Origin of the sequence: Sulfitobacter sediminis (assembly GCF_040811725.1) — a bacterium.
Taxonomy (GTDB): domain Bacteria; phylum Pseudomonadota; class Alphaproteobacteria; order Rhodobacterales; family Rhodobacteraceae; genus Sulfitobacter; species Sulfitobacter sediminis.
Genome location: NZ_JBFNXX010000007.1, coordinates 173,441 through 198,110, shown reverse-complemented (window position 1 = coordinate 198,110; position 24,670 = coordinate 173,441). Strand labels below are relative to the sequence as shown.

Here is a 24,670-nt window from a genome sequence, read left to right as displayed (position 1 = left end):
CGGCGGAAAACGACATGGGGTCGCAAAGGGAAGAGCAACCGGGTGTGAAGCGGTTTGACTGGGGGCGAAAACAGGAGCGATCCCCATGCACGAGCGCCGAATACCCGAATGGCTTCGCCATGCGCCTGCGCCCAGCGTGCGCGGATTTGCCCTGCTGGCGGGAACCGAGGCGGTCGCGAGGGGGATCCTGATCTCGGTCTTTCCGGTGGTGATGTACAACTCGCTGAAGGACGCGCGACTGGTCTCCGAGGTCTATTTCATCATCGGGGCGATTTCCCTGGTGATCGGCCTGCTTGTCCCCTTCCTGATCCGGTTCATCCCTCGGTGGTGGGTCTATGTCTTCGGCACGCTGATGTTCGTGAGCGGCGCGTCGGTGACCATCTTCGAGACGCCCGCCGCGACCGTCGCGGGACTTGCGTTGATCACCTTCGCGGTCGTCACCACGTTCGTGTGCTTCAATGCCTACGTCCTTGACCACGTGGCCAAGATCGAGCTTGGACGTTTCGAGACATCGCGTCTGTTCTACAGCGCACTGGGATGGACCGCTGGCCCTGCACTGGGAACGTTTCTTTACGCCTGGTGGCGGCCCGCGCCCTTCCTGATCGCCGCCGTCGCGGCCTTCGGCATGCTGCTGATATTCCTCGTTATGCGCCTTGGAAACGGCAAGCTTATCGCAAGGGGCAGACGGCCCCCGGCCAACCCGCTTGCGTATTTCGGCAGGTTCGTCGCGCAGCCGCGCTTGGTGACGGGTTGGATATTCGCGGTGGTGCGGTCCTGCGGGTGGTGGGTCTATGTCGTCTACCTGCCCATCTACGCGGTGCAGAACGGACTGGGAAGCCAGCTGGGCGGCATCGCGCTTTCGATCTCCAACGCCTCGCTGTTTCTCACGCCGCTGATGCTGCGCTTCATGCAGCGCAGGTCGGTGCGAGCGGCGGTCAGGACAGGGTTCTTGATGTCCGGGCTCCTGTTCCTCATGGCGGGGCCGCCCAACGGCATCCCAGAACTGACGGTTGTCCTGCTGATGGCGGGCTCGTTCTTTCTCATTCTGCTCGATGTCTCCGCCGGTCTGCCGTTCCTGCTTGCCGTGAAGCCGTCCGAGCGTACGGAGATGTCGGCGATCTATTCGAGCTTTCGCGATGTCTCTGGCATCGTGACGCCCGGCGCCGCCTGGCTGGTTCTTCTCTTCGCACCTCTTTCTGGCGTCTTCACCGCCGGCGGCGCCGGATTGCTGCTGACATGGGTGCTGGCGCGAAAACTGCATCCCCGGCTGGGACAGGCCCGGATTTCCATTGAAGGGTCTCACAGCGCGCCACCGGATATCATTCCCGTGGCCGTCGAGGTGCCGCAGGTGATCCCGGAAAAGCCCGATCCGGTGCGATCGTTGACGAATCTCTAACGCGCGTCGGGATTGTAACGTGGGCCGGGTCAGCGCCACCCACCGCGCTTCGTCTCCTTGAGTTGCGCATGGCGGCGAGGTTCTCCCGCAGGTCGTTACCCATGGTCCGGCAAGACCGGAACTTCGCGTTGTCTCCCTCGATACTCCTTATGCGACACAATTTCTGCAAAGATTTGCCTAGAATCCAGAGTATTTCCACAGGGTCGTTGGTCCTTGCCTGAGGCGGCCAAGACCCACGATTGCGTGAAAAGTGGATTTGTGTGTGATGGGTCTTATCGCTGAAAATAACCTCGGGACGGGCCTGTCCGGGCGGTATGCCGGGTCGGACTTTGCCCCTCCGCAGACTTGCTTGCCGGGGTTCTTGCTGGGACTGAAGGACGTTGCGGTCGTCGAGGGCGCTGTCTGCGGCGATCCGCTTCTTGGCGCTGAGGATCTCCTGGTCGGCGACGCGATCAGGCTCGTGCACGGAGCACAATTCCGTGACGTTTCCAGCGAAGACATCGCGGGGCAGAGGCTTCGCGTGATGTTTGATCGCGTCGATATCGGGTCGCGGCTGCTGGAGTTCACCTGCGCCAAATCCCTGATGCTGATCTCCGAATTCGGGGTGGTGGCCAAGGCAAGGGTTCTCGAGATCGACAGCAAGGGAGAAGACCGGACCTACCTTCTGTTCGACGAGAAAATCCGTCCCGGAGCGCAGCATGTCATCCTTGCCGAGATCGGCCGGTAATTTCTGACAGGCGCTGATTTCGACTGCCCGGGACTGCGCCCCTTTGCTGCTCAATTCACGCTCATTCCCACCCAAGACCGGTCGGCTGGTGTGCAACGGATTTGTACACAGCCCGATGGCCCTCTTGACTACGACGGCCCGGCACAGGAAGTGCTGTGAGGGCGAAGACTGCTTCGCACCCATCGTACGACATTCCTGAACGGGGGACCTGACGCCATGAGCCATCTCTTCACACCGCTTGAGATCGGGGGGCTGACGCTTGAGAACCGGATCGTGATCGCGCCGATGTGCCAGTATTCGGCTGTCGACGGAAATGCGCAGGACTGGCACCTCATTCATCTCGGCAATCTCGCCCTGTCGGGTGCGGGCATGCTGATTGTCGAGGCGGCCGCCGTTTCGCCCGAGGGGCGCATCACCCCGTGGGACCTCGGCATCTACTCGGACGAGAACGAAGCGGCGCTGGGGCGTGTCATGGAGGCGGTGACGAAATATGCGCAGACCCAGATGGTGATCCAGCTTGCCCATGCGGGGCGCAAGGCGTCGAGCCGTGCGCCGTGGGAAGGTGGCGCGCAGATCCCGCCGGATGCGCCGGAAGGCTGGAAGGCGGTTGCGCCCTCGGCCATCGCCCATGCCGAGGGAGAGGATATCCCGCTTGCGCTCGATGATGCGGGGCTGGCGAAGGTGCGAGACGATTTCGTGACAGCCGCCCGGCGCTCCGTCGCACTCGGGTTCAGGGGGATCGAACTGCATCTTGCACATGGCTATCTGCTGCACGAATTCCTGTCGCCGCTGTCGAACCAGCGGACCGACGACTACGGTGGCAGCCTTGAGAACCGGATGCGTTTTCCCATCGAGGTTTTCGACGCGGTCAGGGCCGCCGTGCCGGAGGATATCCCGGTCTGGGTTCGGGTATCGGCAACGGACTGGGTGCCCGGCGGCTGGGATGTCGGCGATACAGTGGCACTCGGGCAGGCGCTCAAGCCGCGGGGATGCGCGGCAATCCACGTCTCGTCGGGCGGCGTGTCGCCGAAACAGGAGATCCCGCTCTCCGCCGGCTACCAGGTGCCCCATGCCGCGCGGGTGAAGGCGGAAGTCGGACTGCCCACCATCGCGGTCGGCCTCATCACCGAGGCCGATCATGCCGAGCAGATCGTCAAGAGCGGCGAAGCTGACGCAGTCGCGCTAGCGCGGGGGATGCTTTACGATCCGCGCTGGCCCTGGCACGCCGCTGCGGCGCTCGGGGCCGAGATCAGCGCACCGCACCAGTATTGGCGATCCCAGCCGCGCGAATTCAAGACCCTCTTCAAGAACGCGAAGGTCGGGCAGCGCTAGCGCGCGCCTTGTATTGCCACTCAGGGCCCGGGGGCTTCTCAGCCTCCGGCCTTGCCGAGGTGCATCCCCGCATCCACGAGCAGAAGCTCACCGGTGACGTGCCGTGAGGCATCGGAAAGGAAGAAGACAGCAGTATCGGCGATGTCATCGGGCCCCGATGCCACGGCAAGCGGTGTCGTGGACTCGATCCTGCGCGTGACCTTCTGATAGCTTTCCGCGTCCATCGCATCCCTGAACCAGCGCGTGCCGATGAAGCCGGGACAGATCGCGTTCACCCGGATCGCGGGGGCCAGCGCGCGGGCAAGTGAGACGGTCATCGTGTTGAGCGCCCCCTTGGACGCCGCGTAGGCCACCGAAGACCCGATCCCCTTGACGCCCGCAATCGACGAAGTGTTGAGCACGGCGCTGGCGCGACCGGTCTGGTCATGGGCGGCCACCAGGAGGTCCTTGGCGGCCTGTAGCATCAGATAGGCCCCCACGACATTGACCTCGTAGACGTCCATGAAGTCCGCCTTTGACAGCGCGTCGAGATCCCCGTGATCCCGCGCGTGCCGGGTGATGCCCGCGTTATTGGCGAGGATATCGAGTTTCCCCCAGGGCGCGGCGGCTTCGGCCAGCTTTCGGCAGTCATCGGGATCGGCGACATTCGCCTTGATCACGATTGCCTTGGCCCCGGCAGCCTCGCACAGACCGGCGGTTTCCTCGGCTTCGGTGGATGAGCGGGAATAGTTGATGATCACGTCGGCACCGCGCTCTGCAAGCTTGACGGATATCGAGCGCCCAAGCCCTGTGGCGGAACCGGTGATCAGGGCAACGCGGCCTTCCAGGTCTTTCATCTTGTGTCTTTCCATGGTTGGAGCGTTTCAATGGTCCATCTTTGACGTCCGCTGTGCAAGGGCGATCAGGCCCTGATGGTGCCGCGCGCCGGGTCGCAGGGCAGGTGCGAACGTCGGTTCTCAGAAACCGTCGCTCTTGTGACCGAAGAACACCTTGGTGACATCCTCCAGTATCTCCCAGATCACCCGGCTACCGTCTCGTACGAACAGGCTCTCGCCCGGGCCAAGCTCGGAAACCTCGCCGGTGATCGTGTCGGTCAGTCGGCAGCGACCGGAGAGGATCGTCATCAACTCGTCACCCTGCTCGGTGCATTCGAAGACGCCCGCTGTGCAGCGCCAGATGCCGGTGCGCGTCGTATGTCCAGGCCCGCCCGCGTCCATACGCCCCGAGGCCCTCGGGTTGCCCTTCTTGATCACGTAGTTGCTTTTGGGGTTGTCGAAGGGCCAGTTTTCGAGCGGGCCCACGCTGTCACCGGGTCGGTACTTAATCATCCACAAGCCCTTTCCACCTCTGTCCTGGGCAGAATGCCGGTGATCCTGCAGTTGTGCCAGACATATCGGGAAAGGTGAGGAGGTGGTCAGGAAGACGGTCACTTCCTCGCGGCAACTTTCCGAAGAAAGGGTGTTGGCCGTGCGTTGTCCCGCGTGCCTAGATCGTCACGGAATAGACGTCGATGGGATCGGCAAAGCCTTTCAGGTGCACCCCGCTGATCGCGTTCAGGACAGTCTGGCCATCGAGCGCTGCGCGGGTCCCTTCATCTATCAGAAGGGCACATTCCGCGACCTTCGTGTGCGCCTCGAGACGGGCGGCGCGGTTTACCGTGTTGCCGACGCAAGTGTAGGTGGCCCGCTGGTCGGTTCCGGCGTAGCCCGCGACAACCTCTCCGGTGGCGATGCCGATGCCCACCTTGATCGCCGGGCTTTCGCCCGCGAGGCGGTCGACGTTCAGCACCTCGATCATCTCGATCATTTCCCGTGCGGCGGACACCGCACTCTGTGCGGTGTTATCCAATGGTTGCGGGGCGCCGAAGACGGCCATTAGCCCGTCGCCGATCATCAGGGTGACGATCCCCCCATGGCTGCTGATCGCCTCGAACATGAGCGTGTAGTAGACGTTCAGAAGTTCGATGGTTTCCTCGGGCGGCAGGTTTTCGGACAGGCCGGTGAAACCGCGAATGTCGCAAAAAAGGACGGAGGCATTGACCCGTCGTCCACCGATGGAAAAACCCGATTGCTGCAAATCCTGCGCGACCTCGCTGGCCGCGAAGCGGCGCAGGAGTTCCTTCTGTTCGTCCTGCAGGCGCTTTTTGTCGAGACAGGAGGTGAGCCGTGCTTTCAGCAGCGTCTGGTTCACCGGCTTCGGCAGGTAGTCTTCTGCCCCAAGCGCAATGCAGCGCACGATGTTGTCGAGACCCTCGACGGAGGAGGTGACAATCACCGGCAAGTCGCGCAGGTCTGCGTCGCCCTTAATCGCTTCGAGAACCTCAAAGCCGTCCATCTCGGGCATCTCGATGTCGAGAAGCAAGAGGTCGAACTTGTCCGCCCTCAGACGTTCAAGGGCGATGCGACCGTTCTCGGCAAGCGTGGCGTTGTGCCCCAAAAGCTCGACGTTGCGGGACAACAGCAGGCGATTGACCTTGTTGTCGTCGACGATCAGAAGGTTGCCGCCCCCGTTATTCATTCAAGACACCTTTCAGGGCTGCCGACGTACGGGCGTATTCGGCATCCAGCGCCGCAAGCGCCGCGAGGGGCGATCCACCTTTCGCGGCGTCCTCGGCCAGATCGCCCAGTTCCATTGACCGGGCCAATTCCGCAAGGGCGGTGGCGCCGAAGGAGCTTGCGTTCGACTTGATCGAATGGGCGGCACGGCGAAAGCGGTCGGCATCCCCCTTGTTTGCCGCGTCCTTGAGGTCGGCAATCATCGCGGGGGCCTCGTCCAGAAAGGTCGTCACCAGTTCCGACAGGAAGTCATCGCCGGTTGTCTCGCGCAGTTCATCCAATACCTCGTGATCCAGAACGCCGTCATGCATCGTTTTTCCTTTCGCGCGCTGTCACGTTTTGCAGAGCCTCGATCAGGCGATCGACGCGGATGGGTTTTGCTATGTAGTCGTCCATCCCCGCCTCGAGACACATCTCGCGGTCGCCCTGCATGGCGTTCGCGGTCATCGCGACAATCCGGGGGCGGTCGCCTTGCGGGTAGCTGCGATTGATCCTGCGGGAGGCCTCGAGCCCGTCCATCTCGGGCATCTGCACGTCCATCAGAACCACGTCGTAGGTCTGTCGGGCGATGCTTTCCAATGCCTCGGCGCCGTTGCTGGCAAGATCGGCGCGGTAACCCATCTGTTCCAGCAGCCGGATGGCAAGCTTCTGGTTCACGAGGTTGTCCTCGGCCAGAAGGATACGCAGGGGATGTCTCGCGGCCATCTCGGGGTCGGTCTTGGACTTGGCGGGCGTCTTGCGCTCGGGCTTGGGAGTGTCGTGGGGCATCAGGAGCGTAACGAGCGTGTCGAAGAGCTGCGACTGCCGCAGCGGCTTGGCGAGGTAGGCGTCGAAGAGGTCTTCCTTTGCATCGAGATCGCGCAACCCCAACGAGCTGAACAGGATAAGAGGCAGCTTGGGGTGATGTGTACGGATGCGTTGGGCAAGCGCCACCCCGTCCATCTCTGGCATATGCATGTCGAGGATCGCGAGATCGAAAGGCGCATCCCCCTCTATGGCGTTGAGCGCCGCGCCCGGGCTGTCGAAGGCCAGCGTTTCGGTGCCCCATTTCTCGGTCTGGCGGGCGAGTATCTTGAGGTTCGTCGCATTGTCATCGACGACCAGCAGCCGCTTGCCGACAAGCTCGGATTGCTCACCGGCCAGATTGCGCTGTTGCTTGTCGGGAAGGTCAGCCGGCGCGGCTTCGATGGTAAAATGGAAGCTCGAGCCCTTGTCGGTCCCTTCACTGGTGGCCCACATCGTGCCCCCCATCAATTCGGCGAGCCGCCTGGAGATCGCAAGACCCAGACCCGTTCCGCCGTACTTGCGGGTGGTCGAAGAATCCGCCTGGCTGAAAGACTGGAAGAGGCGGCTCATCCCTTCGGGTGTCAGCCCGATGCCGGTGTCGCGCACTTCGAAATTCAGTTCGATGCGGCCTTTCTTCGCCGGTTTGCCGGAGACCGAGAGGACCACCTCGCCCGAAGGGGTGAATTTCACCGCGTTGGACAGCAGGTTGAGCAGGATCTGCCGCAGGCGCGTGAGGTCCGCGTTGATCGCGACCGGCACGCTGTCGTCGTAGATATAGGCGATGTCGAGCTGCTTTTCTGCCGCCCGCCCCGCGATCAAGTCGAGGGCGGATTCGATGCACTCCCGCAGATCAAAGGGATGTTTTTCGATGTCCATCTGCCCGGCTTCGATTTTGGAGAAATCGAGGATCTCGTTGATGATCCCGAGGAGCGCATCGCCGCTGTCGCGGATGGTGCGGGCGTAATCGTGCTGTTCTTCATCGAGGGCCGTGTCCATGAGAAGCCCGCTCATCCCGATGACGGCATTCATGGGCGTGCGTATCTCGTGGCTCATGGTGGCCAGGAAGGCGCTTTTTGCCTCATTGGCCTGTTCCGCTTCGTCCCGTGCTTCCTGTGCCGCGCGGAAAAGCCGCACGTTCTCGATGGCGATGACCGCTTGGTCGCTGAACGAATAGGCCAGTGCGATTTCATCCTCGGTATAGGCGCGTTGCGCACTCCGGGCGAAAACCAGCAGGCCAAACAATCCGTTTTCCAGATGCAATGGAACATATAGCGCCGAGTGGATACCAAAGGCATCGCGTATCGCTTGCTCATGCGGTGGCAGGTCAATCGCGGACCAGTCCGGCAGGTGCAACAAGTCCTCAGAAAGGATGGCACGCGACGGAAAGTTCTGCGTCGCATCGACGGGGATTTCCCGTGGTCCCAGAGCGGTCACGACGCCATCGGGCGTCGCCCCGGCAACGGGCGAATAGGTTTGACCGTCAGTCGTCATGACAAAGGCAAGATCGCTCGATAACAGGGAGGTGGCTGCCGTGCAGATCGCCTCGAAGACCGGTGTCACGTTACCGGGCGACTTGCTGATCACGCGCAGGATATCCGCGGTTGCCGTCTGCCGGGCGAGAGAGGCTTGTGTCTCGTTGAAGAGCCGCACGTTCTGAATGGCGATGACCGCTTGGTCCGCAAAACTCTCGGCAAGGGCGATGTCGTCCCTGGAGAAAGGCACCTTGGCTTTTCGAACGAAGATCAGCGCCCCAAGGCAAACGCCACCACGCATCATCGGCACGCCCAGATAGGCCTGCGATCCGCTTTCTTCGTGCATCTTTCTTGCCAGGCGCGGCAAGCCCGGGGCGGACAGATCTCCAATGTGCCGGGTCTTGCCGGAAAGCAGGACCGACGACTGAATGTTGTCGTCGGGGTCAAGCGGGTGGCGCGTGGTGCCGATCTCTTCAAAAAGGCCGTCTGGCGAAGCGACCGCGACCTGCCACCAGGAATTGTCGTCCGCAAGCGACGCGATGGCGAGATCGCAAGAGACAAGCCGCGTTGCGGACGTCACGATCCTTTCGAAGACCGGCGTGGTGTCGGTGGGCGATTCACTGATGACCCGCAGAATATCCGCGCTCGCTGTCTGGCGCGCCAACGCGCTTTGCGTCTCATCGAAAAGCCGCGCGTTCTGGATCGCGATCACCGCTTGGTCGGCAAATGAGTCAAGAAGATCCATCTCCTGCTTTGAGAAGGTTGCCTTCGGGTTCTTCGCAAATGCACGGGCGAGCGAGATCGCCCCGACCGCCTGCCCCTTCCAGATCATCGGGGACATCAGGGTGGCGAAATTCCCGTTCTTCTCGGCCATTCTTTTCAGAACAGGCGACGAGTTTTCACCGTCGAGCGCATTTGGGCAATAGACGCTTGTCTTCACGTCGAGGACTGAGGAAAGCAGCGTGCGCTCCACCGGCATGGGGACGAAACCTGCGCCCTGCTTGGTCGCATAGGGACCGCGTATCTCACCCACATGAACCAGTCCGTCCGCTTCGATGGTGAGAACAGCCAGATCCTGACAAGGGATCAGTTTCTGGCAGCTGTCGAGGATTTTCGCGAAGACAGGCTTGGCGTCTTCGACCGAGTTGGAAATGACCTGAAGGATTTCCGCTGTCGCCGTCTGACGCTCAAGCGCCTCGTTCGTCTCGCGCAGGAGGCGAACGTTCTGGATGGCGATCACGGCCTGATCGGCAAAGGTCTGCAAAAGGTCGATGTCCGCCTCGGAGAAGGGCTTCACCTCTCGCTTGTAGGCGGCGATGTTGCCGATGACCTCTCCCTTGTGGATCAGCGGGATGGCAAGGAAGGTGCGCACGCCTTCGTTGTCGACGATCCGCTGGCGCAGGTTGTCGCCCTCGCGGTAAAGATCGGTGTCTTTCAGATCGTGCACGTGGATGGGCTTTTTGACCTGATAGACATCCGTGGTCGCCAGCCCCGCGTCGAGCGGCCATGTCGTCTCGCCCACCTTGAGATAGTTCAGGTCGTCCCCGTGATGGGCGACCAGCCGGGCGAATGTGCGATCTTCGCTGACGATATTCAGGCTGACCAGCGGTGCCTCGCAGATATGGGCGGCCCGTTCGAGGATCGCATCGAAGACAGGCGCGATATCCGTCTGCGTTTCGCTGATCACGCGCAAAACGTCGGCGCTGGCGGTCTGGCGCACAAGCGCCTCTTTCGTCTCGCGGAAAAGCCGCGCGTTCTGGATCGCGATCACCGCCTGATCCGCAAAGCCCTGCATGATGCGCAGTTCCTTGTCGGTAAAAGGCTTGGCCGAACGGGCAACGCCCACAACCCCGATTCCCTTGCCCTCCCAGATCATCGGCGCGAAGGCGACAGAGTGGTAACTGGCAATGCGGGCCATCTTGCGCAGTACGGGCGGCACATCGGGATTGTTGGCGCAATCGGCGAAATTGGCGACGCGCTTGGTGCGGATCGCTTCGCCTGCGGGCGTGATTTCCCACGGGGCGGGGAAGGTCTCCAGCAGCGCCTCGCGATAGTCACCAAGATAAGCGGCGACCTGCAGCATTCCGTGTTCGTCGATCAGCAGCACATCAAGCTCTTCGCCGCCGAAAAGGTGCTTACAGCTGTCGAGGATCTTCTCAAAGACCGGCTGCGTATCTTCGACCGACTGGCTGATCACGCTGAGGATCTCGGCACTGGCCTTTTGCTGCTCCAGCGCCTCTTCCACTTCCGCGGTGCGCTCTTGGAGTTCGTTGAATAGCCGCGCGTTGCTGAGTGCGATAACGGCCTGCGAGGCGAAGGTTTCCAGCAATGCGATCTGCTTGGTTGTGAAGGCCGAAGACTGGCTGTGGGCGAGGGTAATCACACCGACGACACCGCCGTCCTTCACCAGCGGAATGCCGATGGTCGAGCGGAAATCGCCTAGGGTTGCGGCCTCTTTCCATTCGTAGCTATCGTCGTTTTGCGTGTCCTCGATGTAGACCGTGTGCCCAAGCATGGCCGCCCGTCCGGTGCAGGTGCCACGGCCCGGTGCGATGGGGCGGGCCTTGAGATAGGCAAAGAATGCGTCGTCAACGTTGTGCGTCTCGACAATGTGGTAGCAGCCGTCTTTCTCATCCAGCAGCGCCGCGTAGGCGTATTGCGGATCGCACAGCCGTGCAGCCACGCGCAGGATTGTATCGAGGACCGGCTGCAATTCGTTTGGCGAGCGCGAGATCACGTCGAGTACCTCGGAGGTCGCGGTCTGGTATTCCAGCGCTTCTTCCACTTCCGCTGTCCGCTGCTGGACCTCGGCGAAAAGCTGGGTGTTGCTGATGGCGATCACCGCCTGAGAGGCAAAGGTCTCCAAGAGCCTGATCTGCCTGTCCGAAAAGGGGTCGGTCGTCTGGCTCGTCATCACGAGCACGCCGACCGTCGCGCCATCCTTGATAAGCGGCACCCCGAGGATTGCCGCGTACTTGACGGTTGTTGCGGCCTCCATCCATTTGTAGCTGTCGTCCACTGCAACATCCGGCACGTAGACGGTTTTCCCCAGCAGCGCCGTGCGTCCGATGCATGTGCCATGACCGGGCGCCACGGGGTTGGCCGAAAAGAACTCCTGAACGTAGTCGGGCACCTTGGCGCTGGCCGTGATGTGATAAAGGCCGTCAGATGGGTTCAGCATCGCGGCGAAAGCGTACTGCGGTTTGCAGATGCGGGAGCCGACCTGCAGGATCTCTTCGAGCACCGGGTCGAGGACATCGGGTGAGCGGGAGATGACATCGAGCACTTCGGAGGTCGCGGTCTGGTATTTCAGCGCCTCCGTCACCTCGGAAGTGCGTTCCTGCACCTCGCGGAACTGACGGACGTTCTCGATTGCGATCACGGCCTGTGCGGCGAAGGTTTCGACAAGGGCGATTTCGGCTTCGTCGAAGGGGGCGACCTCTTTCCGAAAAAGCGTGATGGTCCCGATCCCCTTGCCATCCTTGATGAGGGGGACAAACAGCACGCTGCGGATGCCGCTTTCGTCCACCATGGAGCGGACAACGGGGCTGCCGCCGGTGTAAAGGTCGCTTTCGCCCATGTCATGAAAGGCGATAAGCCGCGCCTCGATGATCGATCGCGCGGCGTAGGACACATCGCCGTCCATCGGCATCTGTCCCGTCTCGAACAATTGCACCGCGCGGTCGAAGACGCCGCGATGTGCCGCGAGCGTCTGGGTGCTGTCCTCTGCCGTGCCCAGCACCAGAGCGGACATGGGCGCATTGCAAAGCGCCTGAGCGTTGTCGAGGATGGCCTCGAAAACCGGTTTTGAATCGTCGCGCGACCGGCTGATCACGCCGAGGACCTCGCTGGTCGCCTTCTCGCGCACGAGGGCGGATTGCACCTCGCCGAAGAGATGCGCGTTGTTGATCGCGATCACCGCCTGATCGGCGAAGGTCTCCACCAGTTCGATCTGGCGCTTGGTGAAAGGCCCCGCGGTGGGGCGGGCGAGGTCGAGGACCGCGATCACTTCGCCCTCGCGGATCAGCGGCACGGCGATGATCGACCGCCAGCCGCCAAGTTCGGTCGATTTCGGGTTGTCGAATTCCGCATCCAGCGTGATGTCGGGCACATGGATCGTGGTCCGGTCGAGAACCGCGCGCCCCGCGATGTTGGTGCGGTTGATCTTGTGCGGGTTCTCGGTGTGGAACTTGACCATTTCGGGCGAACAGCCGGTATTTGCCCCAAGGTGCAACTCATCGCCTTCCCGGTAGAAGACGATACAGATGGTCGCATCGCAAAGCCGCGCTGCCGCCTCGATCAATGCCTGCAGAACCGTGGGAAGATCAAATGCCGACTGGCTGATGGTCTTGAGCACCTCGGCCGTGGCGGTCTGCTGTTCAAGCGCTTCTTGCGTTTCCATGAACAGCCGGGTGTTTTCCAGCGCGATCATCGCCTGGTCACGGAACGTGTGCGCCAGCGCGATTTCGGCGTCAGAGAAGACACGGGGGACCTTCTGACCCAGGGACAAGAGGCCGACGCATTCATCAGCGCGCATCAAAGGTACGTAGAGGGCCGAGTGGATACCGATATCCCTGTGGCGTTTCTTTTCGTGCTCGGGCAGATCGGCCGCCGTCCAGTCGGGGATGTGCAACTGCGATTTCGTTTCGATGGCCTGCGACGGGAAATTCAACTCGGGATCGAGAGGAAAGTATGGCCCGCCATCCGGCCGTGTTGGGGCCCCGGCGGCGAGCAGGGTCTCTACCAGCCGCGGCGTCGTGATCTTGCCATCCTGATCCGAGCTTGCTGCCGGCCAGTAGACCTTGCCATCGGTCAAATGCAGGATCGCGAGATCACATTTCAGGAGCCTGACAGCGGAGGTGACAATCACCTCGAGCACCGGTTTCACATCTGTCGGCGACTTGCTGATCGCCCGCAGGATGTCCGAGGTGGCGGTCTGGCGGTTGAGCGCCTCCTGAGTGTCGTTGAAGAGCTTTGCGTTCTCGATGGCCGTGCTTGCCTGTTGGGCGAAGTTCTTGACCAGTTCCGCGTCGTTTTCACCCGGTTCCTGGCCCTCGGGCCAGGCAAGGATGACCGCGCCCCAGATGCCACCGCCCTGTTCGATCGGGACACCGAACATTTTCTGGTACCCATATTTCCTTGCTGTCAAATGGTCCGAGTAGGAGCTGTCAAAGGCGTCGTTCAGGAAAACGATATCCCTGGCGTCAAGTACTTTGGCCGCCATCGAGCCGTCTGTCGGCACAGAGGGGTATTGCTTGAGATAGGTCTCCATGAACTCGGGCGTGAAACCGAAGCTGGCGCAATGATGCATCAGCCCGGAGTCGAACCGCCACATCATGCAGAAACTGGCGCCGCATAATTCGGCTGCGTTCCGCGCAATTGCGTCAAAGATTGGCTGAAGATCGTGACGCGCGGCTTTGATCGCGCGCTGGATTTCCGCGGTGGCGGCAAAGCGTGCGTGCTGATCGGCAAGCCGGTCGCGCAGTTCTTCGACTTCTGCCAGAAGATCGGACCTGGAAGGTGCCTTTCTGGGGCTGCGGGTCGCCACGAACGAACATCCTCAAATCGAGCGGGCGGACATGCACCTTCCCACGCGTGGGTTCAATGAACGAAAGCTTAATGGCAAAAGGCTTGTTGTGAAAAGGAATTCTGCCCTCGCATCGGGTTGCTGCAGTCGGAAGCGGCCGGAACGAATTCAGAGGAGGGAACCTCGGGCGGCTGCGCGGGAGCACCCAGGACAGTCTTGCAAAAACAAGGATTGACGCCATGCTGCGACCAAAGCGGTGTGGCGGCGGAAAGCAGGAAGTGATGGCCCCGGAAATCGATCTAGTGATCCACGACGGACATGTGGTCACCCCCGATGGCGTGATCGAGGGGGATATCGCCATTGCCGGTGGCAGGATCATATCCGTTGGGAAACCTGTCAGCGGCGGCGCGAGGCGTATCTCGGCCAGGGGCAAGCTGGTGATGCCGGGCGGTGTCGATCCGCATGCCCATATCGAGCAGATGTCCGGGATGGGGCAATGGAACGCCGATACCTTCGAGACGGCGGCGCGGTCAGCCGCGATGGGTGGCACGACAAGCGTCATCTCTTTTGCCGCGCAGGCCAGTGGCCAGTCGCTTGCGGATACGGTCGAGGACTACGCCAAACGGGCGGCCCGGGGCGCGATGATCGACTACGCCTTTCATATCACGGTCACGGACGTCAGCGTGGCCGGATTCGACCGTGATCTTGAGACGCTCATCAGGACAGGTCATCGGTCGTTGAAGGTCTTCACCACCTACAACATCCAACTGGACGATCGCGCGTTGCTGGACGTTCTGACAAAGGCGCGTCGGCATGGCGCGCTGGTCTGCGTGCATGCCGAGAACGACGCGATTATCTCGCAAGCCCGCGATGCGCTGATCGCCTCCGGTCAGATTTCGCCGCGAGATCACGCGCGCGCGCGCCCCCGCATGGCGGAAATCGAGGCGGTGGAGCGCATGTGCCGTTTCGCCGAATACCTCGATCAACCGGTCATGCTGTTTCACATCTCGACCAGCGAAGGTGCGGCGGCGATCCGGACCGCCCGAAAACGCGGCGCGCCGGTCTGGGCCGAAACCTGCCCGCATTACCTCTTCATGACAGAGGACGTGCTCGTCAAGCCGGGGCTGGAGGGTGCGAAGTGGATGTGCTCTCCACCGCAACGCCGTCCCGCCGATCAGGAAGCCCTCTGGGCTGCGCTGCTCGACGGGACATTGAGCCTCGTCTCTTCCGATCATGCCCCCTACCGCTTTGACGAGACGGGCAAACTGTCGGCGGGACCGGATGCCGGGTTTCACCAGATCGCCAACGGTCTGCCCGGTCTGGAAACACGGCTGCCGCTGATGTTCGATGCGATCGTGTCGCGGGGGCGCGGCGGGCCGGAGGCCTTTGCCAGGCTCACCTCAGAATCGCCCGCACGGCTGTACGGGCTGGAGCGCAAGGGAGCGCTGGCCGAGAGGATGGATGCGGATATCGTCATCTGGAATCCGGAAAAGACCGTGACCTACGGCGCGGACGATCTGCACGACAACGTGGGGTATAACCCTTGGGAAGGCACCACCGTTACCGGCTGGCCCGAACGGGTGTTCCTGCGTGGTCAATGCCTTGTCGAAGATGGCGCGTTTCACGGCCAGCCGGGAAGCGGCAGGTGGATCGACCGACCCGTCTTGGCGACCCGGCCCAGAGGAATGGCATCAGAGGTGGAGGCAAGATGAAGAGGCCCGAGACGGCGAACGAGCTCGCAATCACATTCTTCTACTACCGCGATCTGCCCCGCGCGATGGCCTTCTACGAGGATGTTCTGGGCCTGGAACTCGCTATCGACCAGGGCTGGAGCAAGATCTATGCGATCTGTCCCGGCGCGCACGTAGGCCTCGTGGACGAGGCGCGGGGCATGAACAAATGGACCGAACAGAAACCGGTTCAGCTGTGCATCAGGGTACCGGATGTGGATGCGTGGTATGGCTATGCGGAGGCACGGAAGCTCGATAACCTCTCGAGGCTCTTCGTGAACGAGCAGCTTGGCATCCGCGCTTTCGTGTTCACCGATCCCGAGGGCTACCAGATCGAAATCCAATCGGCGACACGGGCGGGCGCATGAGCACATTGATCGTTATCAACCCGAATTCATCCCAGACGGTCACCGACGGCATCGACAAGGCGCTCAATCCCCTGCGCAGCTTCGGCATTCCGATCCGCTGTCTGACGCTGGCCGAAGGGCCGCCCGGCATCGAGAACCAGCGGCAGGCGGACCTGAACATTGCCCCGATGCTGGCACTGGCCGCCGCGCAGGAAGACGCGGCGGGTTATGTGATCGCCTGCTTTGGCGATCCGGGCCTGCATGCCCTGCGGGACCAGACGGCCTTGCCGGTCGTCGGCATTCAGGAAGCTGCCGTCATGACCGCCCTGACACTTGGCCAGAGGTTCGGGGTGATCGCGATCCTGCCTGCTTCCATTCCCCGCCATCTGCGCGCCTTCGGTGCCATGGGCGTTCTGAACCGGCTGGCCGGGGACAGGGCGCTGGGCCTCGGGGTCGCTGATCTCGCGGATGAGGGCAAAAGCCTGGCCGCGATGATCGCCACGGGCAAGCGGTTGCGTTACGAGGACGGGGCGAATGTGCTGATCATGGGCTGCGCGGGGATGGCCCGGTATCGTGAACCCCTGCAGGAGGCAACGGGCCTGCCCGTTGTCGAACCGACACAGGCGGCGGTCAGCATGGCGCTGGGCCAGATCCGCCTCAGTCTTTCTCACAAGAGTACGGGACCAGAACATGCTGGATGAAACCGCCAAGGGCGTCTTTACCATTGCCGCCACCCCTTTTCTGCCCGACGGAGCGCTGGATTTCGAAAGTCTCGACCGTCTGGTAGATACCTACGCTGAGAAAGGGGCCGACGGCCTAACGATCCTCGGCATGATGGGAGAGGCCGGCAAGCTTTCCGCCGATGAATCCCTCGCCGTGATCAAGCGTGTGATTGGCCGAAGTCCGGTGCCCATCGTCGTGGGCGTCTCCGCGCCGGGGCTTGCCGCAATGTCGGCGCTGGCGGGCGAGGCCATGCAGGCGGGGGCCAAGGGCGTCATGGTCGCGCCGCCCATGGGGCTGCGGACCGATGCGCAGATCACCGGGTACTTTCACAACGTGGCCGAAGCGCTGGGCGATATCCCTTTTGTCTTGCAGGATTTCCCGCTGGCGACCGGCGTGCAGATTTCGCCTTCGGTCATCCTGCAGATCGTGGCGGACTGTCCGACCTGTGTCATGCTCAAGCACGAGGACTGGCCCGGTCTGGAAAAGATCAGCACCTTGCGGAAGGCATCCGATGCCGGGGCGCGGCGCATCTCGATCCTCTGCGGGAATGGCGGGATGTACCTGTTGGAAGAACTGCTGCGCGGTGCCGACGGGGCCATGACGGGCTTTGGCTATCCTGAGATGATGCGGCAGGTGATCGACGCCTGTCATGCAGGCGAACTTGATCACGCACGGGACATCTTCGACGCCTATATGCCGATGATCCGCTACGAGGCGCAGCCGGGCATGGGGTTGGCCATTCGAAAACATACACTGGCGCAGCGGGGTATGATCGCCCATCCGACGTTGCGCAAGCCGGGCGCCGGGCTAAGCGCGGCAGCGATCGCCGAGGTCGATGCCTTGGCCGCGCGGCAGAAGCGGCGGTTGAACGATCTGGGGCTTTGACGCGGCTATTGTCCGATGACAGCAGCGGCGATTGAGGCACCGCAAGGTTCACGGCACCCTTGGCGCGGGCGGCCTTCGCCGTTCGGTGGCGAGAAGGCCGCAGACGATGATCACGGCGGCCCCCAGGAGCTCCCGGGCCGAGGCGACCTCTCCAAAGAACAGGTACCCTGCGGCAAGCGCGAAAAGGAGACGGGCGTAGGGGAAGGTGGCGAGCGCCGAGACCTCTCCGAAGCGGTAGGCCTCGACCGTGAGCAGCATCCCGAGCGTGGCCAGCGTGCCCGCGATCACCATCAGCGCCAGGTCGCCCGCGCTGACCTGCGTCCATCCCGCCGCAGCGGCGGGAAAGGTGCCGAGGGTCGCGACCATGCCGATCCAGACCATGATTGTCGCGGTGTGTTCGGTCCGGGCGAGAACGCGGTTCTGAAAGATCAGGGCCGCCGCCGCAATCGCCGAGCCGAGACCGAAGAGCACACCGGTTTCCAATGAGAAATCCGTGGCGCGGCTGGCCAGTACCACGCCCAAAAACCCCAGTGCTGTCGCGAAGGCCCGTAGCGGTCCAATGCGTTCGCCGAGCACGAATGGCGCCATGACCACCACGAAGAGCGAGGTCGTAAATGTGAGGGTGGTGGCGAGCGACAGATCGAGCGTCTGGAAGCTGGCATAGTAGAGCCACCAGCAGACAAGGCTGGTCAACCCGCGGACGATGAGCATGCGCCAGTTGGACGACCGGAAGAGCGCGGGTCTGCGTCCAGCGATCCAAAGTGCGACGATCACAAGCTGGCAAAGCGAGCGGAAAAAGATGATCTGCGCGAAAGGAACATCCGCCGAGAGGAAGCGCAGTACGGTGACGTCAGCGGTGAAGATCGCCGCAGCCACCAGAAGCAGCAGCGCGCCGTAGCGGTTGTCGACCTCGGCGGAGGTGCTCACGATCGTCGGAAGGCTGCGAAATCGGCGGGTGAGAGCGTGCCGATCTGCCGCAGGATCGAGACCCAGGCCGCCAAACCTTCGGTGATGGAGGAGCGGCGGAAGAATTCGTTCGGCGCGTGGAAATTCTCGTCCGACAGGGCAAAGGAAAACATCACCGTGTCGAGGCCAAGGATACGCGAGACGATCTCGGTCAGGGGCAGCGACGCGCCGATGCGCACCTTGAGCGGGGTCTGGCCGGTGGTCTCTTCCAGCGCGGCGACGGCTGCGGCAAGCAGCGGATGGTCGGGCGGCACTGCATAGGCACCGCCCTGGCCCCGTTCGCCATAAACGTCCAGCCGGGCGTAGTCGGGCAATTCAGCGCGCAGGTGCGCGATGACCGCCTGCTTGGCGCGTTCGGGGTCCTGTCCGGGGACCAGCCGCATGGTCAGCTTGGCAAAGGCTTCGTTGGGGATCACCGTCTTGGAGCCCGCACCGGTGTAGCCGCCCCACATGCCGTTCACATCGACAGTGGGCCGCAACCAGAGCCGTTCGAGGGTGGAATACCCAGCCTCCCCGTGCGGCTTGGCGTCGATGGCGGCAAAGGCGCTGTCCTCGTCGTAGGGGATACTAGCGATCTCTTCCCGCTCGGCATTGGTTGGTTCGGTTACGCCATCGTAGAAGCCGGGGGCGGCGATGTGGCCCTTCGCGTCGTGCAGGCTGGCGATGAGATCTGAGAGAACGTGCAACGGGTTCGCCACGATTCCGCCATAGCGACCCGAATGCAGGTCCTGGGCCGCTGTCTCGACCCGTATCTCGAAGCCTGCGTTCCCGCGCGAGCCGACGTTGAGTGCCACGAGGTCAGGCCGCCAGCGCGCCCCGTCCGCCGAGAGCACCGCATCGGCGGCGAGCAAGTCGCGGTGGGTTTCCAGGATGCCGGGGAGGGAGGGAGAGCCGGTTTCCTCCTCGCCCTCGATCAGCAGTTTGACGTTGGCGGGCAGCTTGCCCTCTACCGCGATAAAGGCGGCGAGCGTTTCGAGCGCGATCATCATCGGCCCCTTGTCGTCGGAGATGCCGCGCCCGTAAAGGCGGCTGTCCCGCTCTGTCGCCTCGAAGGGCGGGCTGTCCCATTTGCCGAGCGGGTCGGGAGGCTGCACGTCGTAGTGCGCGTAGACGAGGATCGTGGGCTTGCCCGGCGCGTCGAGCCTTTCGCCGTAGATCGCGGCCTGGCCGCTGCCGTCGGCTGGGGTCAGGCGCTGGCGATTGTCGAAACCCATCGCTTCGAGACGCGCCTCGACGAAACGGCGGGCATTCTCCATGCCTTCGGCCATCGCGGGATCGGCCCCGACTGACGGGAAGGAGACAAGGGTTTTCAGTCCCTCGACAAGATCGGTCTCATGCGCATGGGCATGCGCCAGTACGGGATCGGTCATGCTGTTGTCCTCAGGTGATACCGCCATCGACACTGAGGATCTGCCCAGTGATCCAGTTTGCCTCCTCTGACGTCAGAAAGGCGGCGGCATTGGCGATGTCCTCGGGCTTGCCCAGTCGGCGGGTATGGATGCGGTTGATCAGTTGTTGCTGCCCTTCGGGCCCATACGCCTCCCACTGACGCTGGGTCGCGGGGTTCGACAGGATAAAGCCGGGGGCGATGGAATTGACGGTGATGCCGTGCTGCGCCAGTTCCAGGCTCAGCTGCTTGGTCAGCCCCACCAGCGCGTGTTTGGCCGCTGTATAGGCGTGAATGCCCGTGAGGCTGGGCCGCAAGCCCGCGCCCGAGCTGATGGTGACGATCCGGCCCCAGCCCGTCTTTTTCATGCCGGGGACCAGCGCTTGACTGAGGTAAAGCGTGGCGTCCACGTTCACCGCGAAAATGCTGTGCCACTGGTCGGGGTCCACGTCCTCCAACGGTGTGCCGACCTGTCCGCGCACGCCTCCCGCGGCGTTGACGAGGATATCGGGCGTGCCGAGGTCGGCCTCGATCCGGGCGGCCATTTCCCTGACCGATGCGGGATCGCCCAGATCGGCCCCCACCGGGGGCAGGCCGAGGCGGCGGGCGGCTTGCTCCAGTGCGTCTCCGGGCAGATCGGTGACAACCACTTCCGCCCCGTCGGCGGCAAGGCGTTTGGCGATGGCGGCACCTATGCCGCCGACCACGCCCGTCACCAGTGCGATGCGCGCGCTCATCCCAGTACCTTCGTAAGTTCGTGAAAGGTGTCGGCGGACATCTCGCGCCTGCCGTCCTCGATGTCATGGATCAACTCGACCAACCTGCGCAGAAGTGGCGTATCGATGCCGTGGCTCGCAGCGATCTCGGCGACGGTGCCGACCTGCGGGTCGACTTCGGTCTTGCGCTTGCGCACGGCGAGGTCGCGATAGATGCCGGTGTGGGTCTTGGCGGTTTTTGAGTTGAACTCGGCAAGGTCTGCAAGGCTTTGGCGGCCGGCATCGTCGGAGGCACCCGGCATGAAGGCACTGGGCTCGAATCCGTTGAAGGGCTTCGGATCGACACCTTCGGCCACCGCCGTCTGCATCACCTCGCGGGCGAGACCCATCAAAGCGGGGCCACGCGCGGGATCGGCGAAATTCGCGGTCATGCTGTCTGGCGTGAGCGCGGTGGCAAAGAGCATCGCGCCGTAGCCGAGCTTGCCCCAGAGATAGGCCCAGATGTCATCGGTCAGGACGGCGTTCGGCTCGAAGACTTGCAGCAAACTGTGCATCTCCTCGGTGCGCGGCCGGATGCTGCCGTCGATTTCGCCCAAAACCACTGCACCGCGGTTCCCGAAGAGGATACGCCCCGGCCCGATCCAGTCGGCGCCATAGTTGACGAAGGCACCCATGGTGCGTTCGGGGCCGACGTTCTGCGCGATAACGCGTTCGTTCAGACCGTTCTGGGCGGAAAGGACGAAACCGTCCTCGGCCAGATGGGGCATGAGTTGCGCAAGCGCGGGTTCGGTCGCCTGCGCTTTCACGGCGAGCACAATGCGGCTGTAGGTGCCCTCCAGCTTGTCGGGTGTCACGCAGGGGACTGTTTGGGTGAATTCTTCGACCGGTCCCTCGATGGAAAGTCCCTTGGTCGAACAGGCCTCGGCGTGTTCGGCGACGATATCGACCATCCGCACCGGCACGCCTGCGCGTGCCCAATAGGCTCCAAGAATGCCACCGATGGCCCCGGCGCCCCAGATCAGGACCGGCTCAGCCATTGCCAAGCTCCGGCCAGGGACCTTCGAGCGCCGCACGTGTCTCGGCGACGCCGGTCTCCCAGATGGCGAGCATCTCCTCGTCAGGCCGCTGCCAAGGCCCACCGAAAGAGCCGTCACCCAGCACCTCGCGCGCCAAAGCCGGGGGCGAGGCTTTCATCAGCGCCATGTCCACCACGGGCTTCTCGCCCTCGGGCGCGGGCGCGTGAGCGAGCCGGGTCCAGGGGAAGTTCTCCATCCAGTTGGCGTGGCTGCCGGTCTTGTCGATGGACTGCGCCCTGGCCCATGTCTCGGGCGCGTTCCACCAGTTGTGGAACTTGACCGAGATATCGCCGTATTCCGCCATCAACTCCTGCGCAAGCGCGCCGACGGGGTTGTTGCCGCCGTGGCCGTTGACGATGAGAATGCGCCGAAAGCCCGAGCGGCGCAGCGACGCGACCACGTCGCGGACAACGGCCATCAGCGTCTCGACACGCAGGCAGATTGTGCCGGGGTAGGCGTTGAAATAGGGGGCAAGCCCGTAGGGCATGACGGGGAATACTGGGATGTTCAGCGGTTCCGCCGCATCCGACGCGACCTTCTCGGCCAGGATCATGTCCACGCAAAGCGACAGTTGCGCGTGCTGTTCGGTCGAGCCGATGGGCAGCACGCAGCGCGGATCGCGTGCGGCGGCAGCCTCGATATCGCGCCAGTTCATATCGGCCACATTCATTGCGGCTTTCCTTTCTTTTCATTCAGGGCATCGGGCAGGATGTCGGACGGCAGTTCGCCTGCCCAGTCCTCCGCCCCCAGCACGACCTTGGACATCAGTTCGAAAAGCATCTGCCGTTCACCGTCCGAAAGTGCCTTAAGCATCCTTTCTTCCTGTGCTTCGAAGGTCGGGCGCGTTTCGTGGATCAGCGTCCAGCCCTTCTCTGACAGATGCAGGGCCTGCATCCGCCCGCCGCCAGGTGCCTTGGCGCGTTCCTCAAGGAGGCCCATCAACTCCAGCCGCTTTATGGCGCGGCTGAGCGTGTTCTTGGGAAACCCCGACGTACGGGAAACGTCCCGCGCGCTGCCGCCCTCCGCCAGGGCGAGGGAGTAGAGCACGACGTATTCCGGGCGTTTCAGCCCGTAGGTGTCCTGTATCCAGCTATAGAGCGGCGTGTTGTAGAGCAGGGCGAGATAGTTGATGCGGAAGGTGAAGGGGCAGGGGTTCTCCCACAACTTCGCGTTCAGCATGTCCGGGGCCTCCCCCGCATCCTCGGTGCCGAAATCTTGATCACAGGCGGTCTGCGGGCCTGACATGTAGCGTGCTTTCCGAGCTATTGCTGGGTGGAGTTCCAAATAGAACTTGACGGATAGCATATCTCCGCACATTCTGAAAAAGCAAGTTCCAAATGGAACGCAATAAAAGATGAGTATCATCAGGGCGGGGCCTTGCTGCCGCGTCCACCAACGGGAAGGAAGTCTCATGACATTTCAGAAATTCCTTGCGCCCCTGACGATTGCCGTCGGGCTTAGCATGGCGGGAGCTGCGTCGGCACAGACGTTGACCATGGGCGTGCGCGGAGGGCCGGAGTCGATGGATCCGCATTTCTCGGCCCTGGGCCCCCACGCGGAGGCGGCCAAGCATATCTTTGACACTCTGGTCTGGTCGGGAGATGACCTGCAGATCGAACCGGGTCTGGCGACAAGCTGGACGCCCGTCGATGACGACACCTGGGAATTCAAGCTGCGCCAGGGCGTGAAGTTCCACGACGGGTCGGATTTTGACGCTGAGGACGTGAAGTTCTCCATCGAACGTATCCCGGTGGTGACCGGCCCGACAACCACGGCGATCTACGTGCGCCGTGTCGCGGGTGTCGACATCATCGACCCGCATACAATCCACATTCACACCGATGGTCAGGCGGCGACGCTTCCCAATGACTTCATCCGTCTCTTCATCGTCTCTTCCGAGGCGGCGGCGGATTACTCCACACCCGAGACGGCCGCCGAGGGCTTCAACTCCGGCAAGGCCGCCATCGGCACCGGCCCTTACAAGTTCGTCAGCTGGGAGCCGAAGGGCGATCTGGTGCTGGAGAAGAACCCCGACTACTGGCGCGGCGAGGGCGCGTGGGAGACCGTGATCCGCAAGGAGATCCCCAACGACAGCTCGCGTCTGGCGGCACTGAAGGCGGGGCAGGTTGATGTGATCAACTACGTCTCCTCGGTCGATTACCTCGCGCTGGCGAACGACTCCAACATCGACGCCATCGAGGGCGACTCGGTCTACATCATGAACCTGCAGCTCGATCAGCGTGAAAAAACGCCGCTGGTGCGCGCCATCGACGGTTCGGAACTGGCCGAGAACCCGTTCCGCGACCTGAAGGTCCGGCAGGCGATCGACCACGCCATCGACCGTCAGACCATGGTCGATATCGTGCTGGAAGGTCTGGGCAAGCCCGCCAACCAGATGATGCCCCCGGGCTTCTTCGGCTCGTCCGAGAATATTCCGATGCCCGAGTACAATCCCGAGAAGGCCAAGGCTCTGCTGGCCGAAGCGGGCTATCCCAATGGCTTCGAGGTTGACCTCTACTGCACCGCCGACCGTCTGCCGGGTGACGGAGCGATCTGCCAGGGTCTGGGCCAGATGTTCACGCAGGTGGGGATCAAGACCAACGTGAATGCGATCTCCAAGACGGTCTACTTCCCGGCTCAGGCGCGGCTCGAGTACTCCATGTTCATGAACGGTTGGGGCACGCTGACGGGCGAAGCGTCCTATACGCTGGGTGGTCTTGCGCACTCAAACAACCCGGACGTCAAGCTCGGGGCCTTCAACCGGATCGAGTACAAGAACGACGAGGTTGACCAGCTCTTGCAGGCGGGTGCCACGATGATGGACCCGGACGAGCGCCGCGCGACCTACGAGCAGGCGATGGAAAAGGTGATGGCGGACAAGGCCTATATCTCCATCGTGCAGCTTCAGACGGTCTGGGCGGCCAAGGCGGGCATGCTGGAGTTTACCCCGCGCTTTGACGAAGACACGCTTGCATTCTTCATCAAGCCTGCGTCCTGATTGAGCACATGACACGAGGCCGGGCGGCTGCGACGTCGCCCGGCCTT

The 24,670-nt window shown here is 62.7% G+C and carries 19 protein-coding genes; 8 read left to right on the top strand and 11 right to left on the bottom strand.

The window, feature by feature from the left end; all coding sequences use genetic code 11:
* Positions 1 to 85 precede the first annotated feature (85 nt).
* The 3 genes from AB2B41_RS11645 to AB2B41_RS11635 all read left to right on the top strand — a co-directional run bounded on the left by AB2B41_RS11645 (position 86) and on the right by AB2B41_RS11635 (position 3,455).
* Positions 86 to 1,396, top strand: coding sequence for an MFS transporter (locus tag AB2B41_RS11645; protein WP_367877969.1), 1,311 nt, complete (start codon positions 86 to 88; stop codon positions 1,394 to 1,396).
* 361 nt (positions 1,397 to 1,757) lie between these two features.
* On the top strand, positions 1,758 to 2,123 hold the full coding sequence (locus AB2B41_RS11640; RefSeq protein ID WP_367877968.1) for a hypothetical protein: 366 nt from the start codon (positions 1,758 to 1,760) through the stop codon (positions 2,121 to 2,123).
* 216 nt (positions 2,124 to 2,339) lie between these two features.
* Complete coding sequence (locus tag AB2B41_RS11635) at positions 2,340 to 3,455, top strand: NADH:flavin oxidoreductase/NADH oxidase (protein ID WP_367877967.1); 1,116 nt, start codon at positions 2,340 to 2,342, stop codon at positions 3,453 to 3,455.
* 38 nt (positions 3,456 to 3,493) lie between these two features.
* Here the strand turns inward: AB2B41_RS11635 and AB2B41_RS11630 are convergent, their stop codons facing one another.
* The 5 genes from AB2B41_RS11630 to AB2B41_RS11610 form a co-directional block, all read right to left on the bottom strand.
* Positions 3,494 to 4,291, bottom strand: a complete 798-nt coding sequence (locus AB2B41_RS11630; RefSeq protein WP_367877966.1) for an SDR family NAD(P)-dependent oxidoreductase — start codon at positions 4,289 to 4,291, stop codon at positions 3,494 to 3,496.
* Between the two features lie 120 nt (positions 4,292 to 4,411).
* Positions 4,412 to 4,783, bottom strand: a complete 372-nt coding sequence (locus AB2B41_RS11625) for a cupin domain-containing protein (protein WP_367877965.1) — start codon at positions 4,781 to 4,783, stop codon at positions 4,412 to 4,414.
* A 157-nt stretch (positions 4,784 to 4,940) separates the two neighbouring features.
* A complete protein-coding gene (locus tag AB2B41_RS11620) occupies positions 4,941 to 5,972 on the bottom strand; it encodes an adenylate/guanylate cyclase domain-containing protein (RefSeq protein WP_367877964.1) in 1,032 nt (343 codons plus the stop codon).
* Positions 5,965 to 6,321, bottom strand: a complete 357-nt coding sequence (locus AB2B41_RS11615; protein ID WP_367877963.1) for an Hpt domain-containing protein — start codon at positions 6,319 to 6,321, stop codon at positions 5,965 to 5,967. The genes AB2B41_RS11620 and AB2B41_RS11615 overlap by 8 nt, the downstream gene beginning before the upstream one ends.
* Positions 6,314 to 13,816: a GAF domain-containing protein gene (locus tag AB2B41_RS11610; RefSeq protein ID WP_367877962.1), complete on the bottom strand. Its 7,503-nt coding sequence runs from the start codon at positions 13,814 to 13,816 to the stop codon at positions 6,314 to 6,316. Before AB2B41_RS11610 ends, AB2B41_RS11615 begins: the two co-directional genes overlap by 8 nt.
* Positions 13,817 to 14,034: 218 nt before the next feature.
* Here AB2B41_RS11610 and hydA point away from each other — a divergent pair, with 218 nt between their 5' ends.
* Genes hydA through AB2B41_RS11590 form a run of 4 tightly spaced genes read left to right on the top strand, consistent with a single transcriptional unit; the run spans position 14,035 to position 17,480 of the window.
* Positions 14,035 to 15,507 carry a dihydropyrimidinase gene (gene hydA, locus AB2B41_RS11605; protein WP_367877961.1) on the top strand — a complete coding sequence of 491 codons (1,473 nt, stop codon included), beginning with the start codon at positions 14,035 to 14,037 and terminating at the stop codon, positions 15,505 to 15,507.
* Positions 15,504 to 15,893: a VOC family protein gene (locus tag AB2B41_RS11600; RefSeq protein ID WP_367877960.1), complete on the top strand. Its 390-nt coding sequence runs from the start codon at positions 15,504 to 15,506 to the stop codon at positions 15,891 to 15,893. The genes hydA and AB2B41_RS11600 overlap by 4 nt, the downstream gene beginning before the upstream one ends.
* Positions 15,890 to 16,573 (top strand): aspartate/glutamate racemase family protein, encoded by a 684-nt coding sequence (locus tag AB2B41_RS11595; protein ID WP_367877959.1) that lies wholly within the window; start codon positions 15,890 to 15,892, stop codon positions 16,571 to 16,573. Before AB2B41_RS11600 ends, AB2B41_RS11595 begins: the two co-directional genes overlap by 4 nt.
* On the top strand, positions 16,563 to 17,480 hold the full coding sequence (locus AB2B41_RS11590; RefSeq protein WP_367877958.1) for a dihydrodipicolinate synthase family protein: 918 nt from the start codon (positions 16,563 to 16,565) through the stop codon (positions 17,478 to 17,480). The genes AB2B41_RS11595 and AB2B41_RS11590 overlap by 11 nt, the downstream gene beginning before the upstream one ends.
* A gap of 48 nt (positions 17,481 to 17,528) precedes the next feature.
* Here AB2B41_RS11590 and AB2B41_RS11585 read toward each other — a convergent pair whose 3' ends face one another.
* The 6 genes from AB2B41_RS11585 to AB2B41_RS11560 are packed head-to-tail and all read right to left on the bottom strand — an operon-like array spanning position 17,529 to position 22,870.
* A complete protein-coding gene (locus AB2B41_RS11585; protein ID WP_367877957.1) occupies positions 17,529 to 18,407 on the bottom strand; it encodes a DMT family transporter in 879 nt (292 codons plus the stop codon).
* Positions 18,404 to 19,816 (bottom strand): M20/M25/M40 family metallo-hydrolase, encoded by a 1,413-nt coding sequence (locus AB2B41_RS11580; RefSeq protein ID WP_367877956.1) that lies wholly within the window; start codon positions 19,814 to 19,816, stop codon positions 18,404 to 18,406. Before AB2B41_RS11580 ends, AB2B41_RS11585 begins: the two co-directional genes overlap by 4 nt.
* Before the next feature lie 10 nt (positions 19,817 to 19,826).
* Positions 19,827 to 20,570 carry an SDR family NAD(P)-dependent oxidoreductase gene (locus AB2B41_RS11575; protein WP_367877955.1) on the bottom strand — a complete coding sequence of 248 codons (744 nt, stop codon included), beginning with the start codon at positions 20,568 to 20,570 and terminating at the stop codon, positions 19,827 to 19,829.
* A complete protein-coding gene (locus tag AB2B41_RS11570; RefSeq protein WP_367877954.1) occupies positions 20,567 to 21,586 on the bottom strand; it encodes a ketopantoate reductase family protein in 1,020 nt (339 codons plus the stop codon). The genes AB2B41_RS11575 and AB2B41_RS11570 overlap by 4 nt, the downstream gene beginning before the upstream one ends.
* Positions 21,579 to 22,295 (bottom strand): creatininase family protein, encoded by a 717-nt coding sequence (locus AB2B41_RS11565; RefSeq protein WP_367877953.1) that lies wholly within the window; start codon positions 22,293 to 22,295, stop codon positions 21,579 to 21,581. Before AB2B41_RS11565 ends, AB2B41_RS11570 begins: the two co-directional genes overlap by 8 nt.
* Positions 22,292 to 22,870 (bottom strand): MarR family winged helix-turn-helix transcriptional regulator, encoded by a 579-nt coding sequence (locus AB2B41_RS11560; protein WP_367877952.1) that lies wholly within the window; start codon positions 22,868 to 22,870, stop codon positions 22,292 to 22,294. Before AB2B41_RS11560 ends, AB2B41_RS11565 begins: the two co-directional genes overlap by 4 nt.
* Before the next feature lie 166 nt (positions 22,871 to 23,036).
* Between AB2B41_RS11560 and AB2B41_RS11555 the strand changes: the two genes are divergently transcribed.
* On the top strand, positions 23,037 to 24,623 hold the full coding sequence (locus AB2B41_RS11555; RefSeq protein ID WP_367877951.1) for an ABC transporter substrate-binding protein: 1,587 nt from the start codon (positions 23,037 to 23,039) through the stop codon (positions 24,621 to 24,623).
* Positions 24,624 to 24,670 lie beyond the last annotated feature (47 nt).

Excerpts from the sequence above, each read along its gene's own strand:
- AB2B41_RS11575 (WP_367877955.1), bottom strand. The coding sequence starts at position 20,570 with ATGAGCGCGCGCATCGCACTGGTGACGGGCGTGGTCGGCGGCATAGGT.
- AB2B41_RS11635 (WP_367877967.1), top strand. The coding sequence starts at position 2,340 with ATGAGCCATCTCTTCACACCGCTTGAGATCGGGGGGCTGACGCTTGAG.
- AB2B41_RS11630 (WP_367877966.1), bottom strand. The coding sequence starts at position 4,291 with ATGAAAGACCTGGAAGGCCGCGTTGCCCTGATCACCGGTTCCGCCACA.
- AB2B41_RS11565 (WP_367877953.1), bottom strand. The coding sequence starts at position 22,295 with ATGAATGTGGCCGATATGAACTGGCGCGATATCGAGGCTGCCGCCGCA.
- AB2B41_RS11600 (WP_367877960.1), top strand. The coding sequence starts at position 15,504 with ATGAAGAGGCCCGAGACGGCGAACGAGCTCGCAATCACATTCTTCTAC.
- AB2B41_RS11580 (WP_367877956.1), bottom strand. The coding sequence starts at position 19,816 with ATGACCGATCCCGTACTGGCGCATGCCCATGCGCATGAGACCGATCTT.
- AB2B41_RS11590 (WP_367877958.1), top strand. The coding sequence starts at position 16,563 with ATGCTGGATGAAACCGCCAAGGGCGTCTTTACCATTGCCGCCACCCCT.
- hydA (WP_367877961.1), top strand. The coding sequence starts at position 14,035 with ATGCTGCGACCAAAGCGGTGTGGCGGCGGAAAGCAGGAAGTGATGGCC.
- AB2B41_RS11595 (WP_367877959.1), top strand. The coding sequence starts at position 15,890 with ATGAGCACATTGATCGTTATCAACCCGAATTCATCCCAGACGGTCACC.
- AB2B41_RS11570 (WP_367877954.1), bottom strand. The coding sequence starts at position 21,586 with ATGGCTGAGCCGGTCCTGATCTGGGGCGCCGGGGCCATCGGTGGCATT.
- AB2B41_RS11620 (WP_367877964.1), bottom strand. The coding sequence starts at position 5,972 with ATGAATAACGGGGGCGGCAACCTTCTGATCGTCGACGACAACAAGGTC.
- AB2B41_RS11615 (WP_367877963.1), bottom strand. The coding sequence starts at position 6,321 with ATGCATGACGGCGTTCTGGATCACGAGGTATTGGATGAACTGCGCGAG.
- AB2B41_RS11645 (WP_367877969.1), top strand. The coding sequence starts at position 86 with ATGCACGAGCGCCGAATACCCGAATGGCTTCGCCATGCGCCTGCGCCC.
- AB2B41_RS11560 (WP_367877952.1), bottom strand. The coding sequence starts at position 22,870 with ATGTCAGGCCCGCAGACCGCCTGTGATCAAGATTTCGGCACCGAGGAT.
- AB2B41_RS11625 (WP_367877965.1), bottom strand. The coding sequence starts at position 4,783 with ATGATTAAGTACCGACCCGGTGACAGCGTGGGCCCGCTCGAAAACTGG.
- AB2B41_RS11555 (WP_367877951.1), top strand. The coding sequence starts at position 23,037 with ATGACATTTCAGAAATTCCTTGCGCCCCTGACGATTGCCGTCGGGCTT.